10 protein-coding genes and 1 pseudogene are annotated in these 7,346 nt (G+C 41.3%); 8 read left to right on the top strand and 3 right to left on the bottom strand.

The genetic code is table 11. The features are described 5' to 3' along the window. Positions 1–233 precede the first annotated feature (233 nt). The 7 genes and pseudogenes from K6984_RS29735 (at position 234) to K6984_RS29715 (ending at position 3,928) form a co-directional block, all read left to right on the top strand. Positions 234–1,532 (top strand): transposase, encoded by a 1,299-nt coding sequence (locus K6984_RS29735; protein WP_221894003.1) that lies wholly within the window; start codon positions 234–236, stop codon positions 1,530–1,532. A 2-nt stretch (positions 1,533–1,534) separates the two neighbouring features. Beyond that, positions 1,535–1,924 (top strand): annotated as a pseudogene (locus K6984_RS29730) (IS1 family transposase); the annotation flags it as partial. 99 nt (positions 1,925–2,023) lie between these two features. Next, positions 2,024–2,236, top strand: a complete 213-nt coding sequence (locus K6984_RS29725; protein ID WP_221898582.1) for a hypothetical protein — start codon at positions 2,024–2,026, stop codon at positions 2,234–2,236. Positions 2,237–2,449: 213 nt separating this feature from the next. Then, positions 2,450–2,578: a hypothetical protein gene (locus K6984_RS35510; protein ID WP_263458600.1), complete on the top strand. Its 129-nt coding sequence runs from the start codon at positions 2,450–2,452 to the stop codon at positions 2,576–2,578. A 27-nt stretch (positions 2,579–2,605) separates the two neighbouring features. Beyond that, the gene (locus tag K6984_RS29720; protein WP_221898581.1) at positions 2,606–3,238 is read left to right on the top strand and encodes a hypothetical protein; all 633 of its coding nucleotides are present in this window, start codon (positions 2,606–2,608) and stop codon (positions 3,236–3,238) included. A 16-nt stretch (positions 3,239–3,254) separates the two neighbouring features. Continuing rightward, positions 3,255–3,383 carry a hypothetical protein gene (locus tag K6984_RS35505; RefSeq protein WP_263458922.1) on the top strand — a complete coding sequence of 43 codons (129 nt, stop codon included), beginning with the start codon at positions 3,255–3,257 and terminating at the stop codon, positions 3,381–3,383. Continuing rightward, positions 3,380–3,928, top strand: a complete 549-nt coding sequence (locus tag K6984_RS29715; protein WP_221898580.1) for a hypothetical protein — start codon at positions 3,380–3,382, stop codon at positions 3,926–3,928. The genes K6984_RS35505 and K6984_RS29715 overlap by 4 nt, the downstream gene beginning before the upstream one ends. Here the strand turns inward: K6984_RS29715 and K6984_RS29710 are convergent. Further along, positions 3,867–4,658 (bottom strand): hypothetical protein, encoded by a 792-nt coding sequence (locus K6984_RS29710; protein ID WP_221898579.1) that lies wholly within the window; start codon positions 4,656–4,658, stop codon positions 3,867–3,869. The genes K6984_RS29715 and K6984_RS29710 overlap by 62 nt on opposite strands. 577 nt (positions 4,659–5,235) lie before the next feature. Then, on the bottom strand, positions 5,236–5,757 hold the full coding sequence (locus tag K6984_RS29705; RefSeq protein ID WP_221898578.1) for a DUF4823 domain-containing protein: 522 nt from the start codon (positions 5,755–5,757) through the stop codon (positions 5,236–5,238). Between the two features lie 144 nt (positions 5,758–5,901). Here K6984_RS29705 and K6984_RS35500 point away from each other — a divergent pair, with 144 nt between their 5' ends. Continuing rightward, positions 5,902–6,030, top strand: a complete 129-nt coding sequence (locus K6984_RS35500) for a hypothetical protein (protein WP_263458596.1) — start codon at positions 5,902–5,904, stop codon at positions 6,028–6,030. 429 nt (positions 6,031–6,459) lie between these two features. On the opposite strand, the gene K6984_RS29700 is transcribed toward K6984_RS35500, so the two are convergent. After that, complete coding sequence (locus K6984_RS29700) at positions 6,460–6,855, bottom strand: hypothetical protein (protein WP_221894337.1); 396 nt, start codon at positions 6,853–6,855, stop codon at positions 6,460–6,462. Between the last annotated feature and the right edge of the window lie 491 nt (positions 6,856–7,346).

Here is a 7,346-nt window from a genome sequence, read left to right as displayed (position 1 = left end):
CATCAGTGTTCCCATTGAAAGAAGAAGTACCTAAACAAAGCAGCCTATAACCTACCTGAAGGTAGCACCACTCGAATATTTCCATATTTTTGATTTTAATCACTTATAACAGCAAATAGACACTCTGTAGGCACCGTAAAAAAACAACAAATAATTTCAAATAAAGCTTGCAATTGCCGAAAAAATTTTTCTAAAAATTTCCGTTTTAATCACCTCATAAACGGATATCACCCATGCTTAAAGACCTACCACTCTCTGAACATATTCACCAACACTGCAATGAAAGTATGGAACGTGCCCTGTTAGCAGAGCGTCATCCTTTGTGGGCTCGTTCATGCCCAGAGTTGAAGGATATCGACTTTATTCGCCTTGGGTTATTACGCTGTATCAGTGTAGTCGATAGTGGTCGCCATTTCCTCCAAACCAATGAACAGATTTATGGCCAGCTGCTTCCCCACTCAACGTATTTTAAATCACTGAAGTCGCATAGACGAACAAGTATGCTTGAGGCATTTGAACAGCAGAGCTACCATCTTCACTCTGAAACACTGCTATCGCAAGGCATTGATTATCTTAAAGCATTCCCAGAACTTGACGAATACACCATAGAAGCAGCGGATGGACATTTTATTGATCATGCCTGCCATACTGAAAAAAACAGCAAGGGGAAAGTTTATGCGGCCGGGGGGATTTACGCGTTGAATCTCAGAAGTGGGTTGCTCAGATTTCTTTGTCTGGTGACAAACGGAACTCAGAGGCATCAAGAAATACCTGTGTTACGAGATCATATTGAAAAGCAAAACAAGGGAAATAACAGCTCTCAGAAACATCTCTATGTCTACGATAAAGCCGTCACCGACTTTGTCTGGTGGGATCGGCAGAAACGACATGCTAATTACATGATTTCAATGCTAAAAGAAAATTCAATTGCGACTCTGGTTGAGTCTATCCCTTTTGACTCCCGCCATGAGATCAATACAGGGGTTGAAGCATACAGTGTGTACGAAAACAAGGGCATCAAATTTAACGTGGTGGATTACCGTGATCCAGAAACCGGAAAACTTCACCGGTTTGTGACAACCTTGCCAATGACTATTAACCCTGGAACCATTGCCATGCTGTATTTCAAGCGATGGACGATTGAAAAGACATTCAATAACACTAAAAGTAATTTCAAGGAAACTAAAGCTTGGTCTTCCAATACCCGCTCACTTGAAAATCAAATGCGCCTGACTGCAATGAGCTATAATTTAATGCGCGTATTTGAAGAGATTTCAAAAACACAACAGCCAGAATTGATTCATCCATCGGATAAAAAATATAGCGAGGCTCTGGAGATAAGGCAGCAACAGGCCCAAAAACGAGATCGTTTTGTGAATCCATTATTTTTCCAGGCAAGAATATCTCGTATCAGCTCGTATACCATTCGGGCAGTTCAAAACGCAATAATAACAGGAATGTCTTTACAGTGCTTTATGAGCTCTCTTGTGGCGAGGTTAGTTTCACGGCCTCAATTGATAGGGGAACACTGATGTCTTTTGTAGGAAATAAAAGCAATCAACGCTGGCTATGGCATGCTGTTGATCATAAAACCAACACGGTACTCGCTTATGTTTTTGGCAAGCGTAAGGACATTGTTTTCAAAGAATTAAAAGCGTTACTTTTGCCTTTAAATATCAGTCGTTATTACACCGATGACTGGGGCGCTTATGAACGTCATCTCGATGCTGAGAAACATGAAATAGGTAAGAAAAACACCCAAAAAATTGAACGTAAAAACTTGAATTTTAGAGCATGGATAAAACGATTAACTCGTCGAACAATCTGCTTCTCTAAGTTAGAGAAAATGCATGATATTGTGATTGGTCTGTTAATAAATAAGGTGGAATTTGGCAGGGATATTCATGCAAAAACACAGATTTAACCCACTACCAATTTTCTTTTACTCGATGTTCAAGTTTTTGATATTGAGAAGGTAAAATCAGGTATTCTGAGGTTGTTGTAATTTTATCGGTGTAAGCCCATGTTAATGAATGCCCCAGCCACCTTTATCCAAAGCTATATTGACGATTTAAATGATGCGCTCAATCAGCTAAAACCCGGAGCCGCTTTGACACGGATTCAAGCCGCTTGGTTGGGCACTTGTTTAACGTGCATACTGCTAATGAACTTTGTTTGCTGGGCTAAGTTTGAGCGAGCAAGCCTTGGAGATTGCAAAGTAGCCGCATTATCCTAGCAAGTATACCCTGGGACTGGTTGCTACGGGTGAGTGTGGTCTTAATTTTAAAACGTTATGGCATTACTGAAGGTGTGTTGGCCTTTGATGAATCAGACCGAGCACGATCTAAGTCTACAAAACGTATTTATAAGGTTTACAAGCAGAAACACAAAGGCTCCGGCGGGTATGTTAATGGACAAACGATAGTATTATTGCGGGGAGTCGCTATTTTTGCGAAAGCTTGTTTTGGGCATCCCAGCCCAAGCAAGCGGCAAAAACTTAACGCGACCACTTATGCCTCCGGCGGCCCCGATTCGTCCTCGTCACCTCGTCCCGACCCAACAAGGGGTCGGAACATAGGCTCCAAATGACTTGACGCCGTGTCGGATGGCCTTTTATTTTGTCTCCACCTTCGCTAACGCTCAGACTCCGACAAAACAACGGCCCTACGGCTATCGCGGACTAAAAATCATCACTTCGCTTAGGCTCCGTTTCCCTGATTTTCAGCGGCTGCTAGTTACCTCATCCATTACAGTGCCTGTCGGTTTTTTCTTTTATATGCCGGATCCAGCCTTAAAGCAGTGGGATAAAGAAGATAAACGGTTGAAAAAGAGCGGTATAGCAAAAAAAGATCGGCCTATTAAGCCTGAACGTGACAGTGCCTACCCAACCAAAACAGAGATTGCATTAGGCTTATTAAAAGAGTTTAAAGTTGCGCATAGCCTGATTAAAATTAAAGGCGTACTGGCTGATGCGCTGTATGGTGAAAAAGCCTTTATGGACGAAGCCGCTAAAGAATCTGGAGGCTCGCAGGTGATTAGCCAATTACGTAAAAACCAAAATATTGAATATAGAGGTAGAATTCGGGGAGTCGCTATTTTTGCGAAAGCTTGTTTTGGGCATCCCAGCCCAAGCAAGCAGCAAAAACTTAACGCGACCACTTATGCCTCCGGCGGCCCCGATTCGTCCTCGTCACCTCGTCCCGACCCAACAAGGGGTCGGAACATAGGCTCCAAATGACTTGACGCCGTGTCGGATGGCCTTTTATTTTGTCTCCACCTTCGCTAACGCTCAGACTCCGACAAAACAACGGCCCTACGGCTATCGCGGACTAAAAATCTTCACTTCGCTTAGGCTACGTTTCCCTGATTTTCAGCGAAAGTGACTGTCAGCAGTGCACGATTAAAGGTGAGTTCTCACAGTAAAAAACGCTTTGTCATTGCCTTAAAATATGACGGTGAAAACGACTATCGCTATTTAGTGGCGACAGACCTGACTTGGCGCACACAAGATATTATTCAAGCCTATACGTTGAGATGGCTGATTGAGGTTTTCTTTGAGGACTGGAAGCTTTATGAAGGATGGGGGCGTGAGGCCAAACAATTAGATGAAGAGGGATCAAGCCGTGGCCTGATTCTGAGTCTTTTGTTTGACCATTGCCTTCTCCTTCACCCAGAGCAAATAGCCCGCATTGAAAGCAAACTACCTGCGTATACCGTAGGAAGCTTACAGCGCAAGTCTCAAATGGATGTACTGCTTGAGTTCATCACGTCATTGCTAGAGTTTCCAGATCCTGGTGATAAGCTGAAAGAGTTAGGTGAATTAATAAAGGATGTGTTTCAACTGATGCCATCAGGAAAACATATGATTAGCAGAGATTTAGGGCGCTTAGGGCCAACACCATCATTAAAGTATTGTTCTGCTGGGTGAAGGTAAGAGTTTGATGGCAATGGGATGGAAAAACTTGAACATCGAGTTTTAGCATTGAAATCATGTAATTAGCATGTCGTTTCTGCCGATCCCACCAGACAAAGTCGGTGACGGCTTTATCGTAGACATAGAGATGTTTCTGAGAGCTGTTATTTCCCTTGTTTTGCTTTTCAATATGATCTCGTAACACAGGTATTTCTTGATGTCTCTGAGTTCCGTTTGTCACCAGACAAAGAAATCTGAGCAACCCACTTCTGAGATTCAACGCGTAAATCCCCCCGGCCGCATAAACTTTCCCCTTGCTGTTTTTTTCAGTATGGCAGGCATGATCAATAAAATGTCCATCCGCTGCTTCTATGGTGTATTCGTCAAGTTCCGGGAATGCTTTAAGATAATCAATGCCTTGCGATAGCAGTGTTTCAGCGTGAAGATGATAGCTCTGCTGTTCAAATGCCTCAAGCATACTTGTTCGTCTATGCGACTTCAGTGATTTAAAATACGTTGAGTGGGGAAGCAGCTGGCCATAAATCTGTTCATTGGTTTGGAGGAAATGGCGACCACTATCGACTACACTGATACAGCGTAATAACCCAAGGCGAATAAAGTCGATATCCTTCAACTCTGGGCATGAACGAGCCCACAAAGGATGACGCTCTGCTAACAGGGCACGTTCCATACTTTCATTGCAGTGTTGGTGAATATGTTCAGAGAGTGGTAGGTCTTTAAGCATGGGTGATATCCGTTTATGAGGTGATTAAAACGGAAATTTTTAGAAAAATTTTTCGGCAAATGCAAGCTTTATTTGAAATTATTTGTTGTTTTTTTACGGTGCCTACAGAGTGTCTATTTGCTGTTATAAGTGATTAAAATCAAAAAGATAGAAATATTCGAGTGGTGCTACCTTCAGGTAGGTTATAGGCTGCTTTGTTTAGGTACTTCTTCTTTCAATGGGAACACTGATGATGTACCATTAAAATACTTACGGTATGTCTACCGTGTCTTTGTTCATTCATCAGAGCATTGTACAAAAAAGTGTGTATCAACTAAGGTCTTGCACTAAAGTGCATAGTTTTGACTAGCGTCCCGAGACAATAAACGTGAGGCCGCATGATTACAAGAATTGCACTTCAGAGTTGAATCCACCTACCTTAGTAACTTATTTATTTTAAGTTAGTCAAGGGTGCTGAGTAGTAACGACTGTGAAGTAAAATCCTGCGCTATACTTTCGGGGATTATTAAATACTCGCTCTTTAGTATCTGGCCAACAGGAAAGTGAAAAGAGCCTATATTTGTCCGTTGTCCTTAGCCTATTTTTCCAAATCAAATACTTTTTTAAAATACTCTTTCACCGCCTCACTCACCATATCTTGAGGATGTAGACCACCAAATGTCCACCAAGTACCAACTAAATTAAAAATTGCGTTATCGACAGTAACTTTTGTATCCGTGTCAATAAGTTCTAATTTAATTTTTGCCCTATCGCGTAAACCACTCCATTCAGTTGCCCTGTCTTCCCAGTGTAAAATAGTTGGGTAAATTAAAAAAACATACCCTTGTTGTTTGGCACTGAGAAGTGAGTCAATCTCGCTCAATGTTTTATCTGCCTTTTCAGTTTTAACACCTAGGGTAGATAGCTCATTGAATAATGCATCTCTCGTCATTTCACCTGAATTAACATAATTAATTTCATCATATTTACCATCTTTGGGGTTTGATATGTAATAGCTATCATTTATTGATAATTGCGTATTATCATACCTAATAACGTCATACTTGGCGGTACATCCGGATAAAATAAACATTATGAATAATAACCCTGATTTTTTCATTTATTGCCCAATTTAATTTAGTCAAAATTTAGGTTCTGTCGCAAAAACTAAATCACCTACGATCATACTCACATTGAGCGGGTATGGATTGATACTTTAATATAAAAACCAGAAAATAGACCCGCTCTCGGGGAGTCGCTATTTTTGCGAAAGCTTGTTTTGGGCATCCCAGCCCAAGCAAGCAGCAAAAACTTAACGCGACCACTTATGCCTCCGGCGGCCCCGATTCGTCCTCGTCACCTCGTCCCGACCCAACAAGGGGTCGGAACATAGGCTCCAAATGACTTGACGCCGTGTCGGATGGCCTTTTATTTTGTCTCCACCTTCGCTAACGCTCAGACTCCGACAAAATAACGGCCCTACGGCTATCGAGGACTAAAAATCATCACTTCGCTTAGGCTCCGTTTCCCTGATTTTCAGCGAATGTGAGTAATAACCCTAAAAGTCAACGTCATTAAATTGCCGTTAACATAATCGAGGGTTCTGTCTGAAGACCAAGTTTTCTGCGTTTTCAATAACCTATGCGACAGAACCAATAGCCGAAACAAATCTTAAATTCAAAACAAAAGCTCAACAGAACCTAGGCTCTCTGCGTTTTCAATATCTTTTGCGACAGAGCCATTTATTTCCTCCATCCTTCGCTAAAAATCAGCTAAAACTGAGCTTTAGCGAAGGATAAGGGCTATGGGTAATCGGGTAAAGTTAAGTATTCGTGTCAGAAGGTTCTTTTAGTGGTGGTAGGATTTTGATCGTCCCAAAATAATTTAAGGACTTTTTTATCAACCATAGAATTCTAGGACTCTTATAATCCCAAAAATATTTATCTTCAGTTTCATCGTAGTAAGTATCCCAGTAATACACTTTTATTAACAGTGAACATTCCTCTAGCGCTTCTTCTATACCTTTACTAGTTATGCTCGAAGGAAAATCAGCATGCATCACAGTTACTGATTTTATGTTACTAAAATCACATGAGGATTTATATGAGTACCATTTATCCCCTGGGGGGTCAATCCAACCAGTATAGAACTCATCTGTATTACTTGCATTGGCATGGATTGATAGCATCATTGTTGCAACTAAAATTAAAAATTTCATTTTATTTTCCTTTAAATTTCATTCAAATATAGTACCTTATTTGGCAACCAACTTAAGCTGAGACAGCTTATAAAGCTGAATAACTAAAATAAATTCTTGAGATGCCTGGATTCTCTTCTGTCGCCATAATTAATTCGCCTACACAGCGGGAATGGGAGACACCCTAGCTCACACCCCTGCACTCTGGTTTCAACTCCGCAAAAAAACTGTTCTGTAAAGACTACATCAATGGCTAGGCGGCTTCGGAATGTAATTCTTCTCTTTCCTAGCTCACTACAGGTCAGCGAATGTCCTTATCGCCTAACCAAGGACTAAAAATCATCACTTTGCTTAGGTTCCGTTTTCCTGATTTTTAGCGGTTAATTTTACAGGTGTCTCATCTTAAAGTAAGCACTCAAAAAATAGTGCTAGAAATCTCGAATAGCACGGACGTTAAGCTTACGGGACTTACCGTACCCGTGCTGGTCTCCATAGTTGAAGTTCTGAGACCA

The sequence above is a fragment of the Bathymodiolus japonicus methanotrophic gill symbiont genome, from assembly GCF_019721995.1.
GTDB lineage: Bacteria > Pseudomonadota > Gammaproteobacteria > Methylococcales > Methylomonadaceae > Methyloprofundus.
This window is presented reverse-complemented; position numbering and strand designations above follow the sequence as displayed.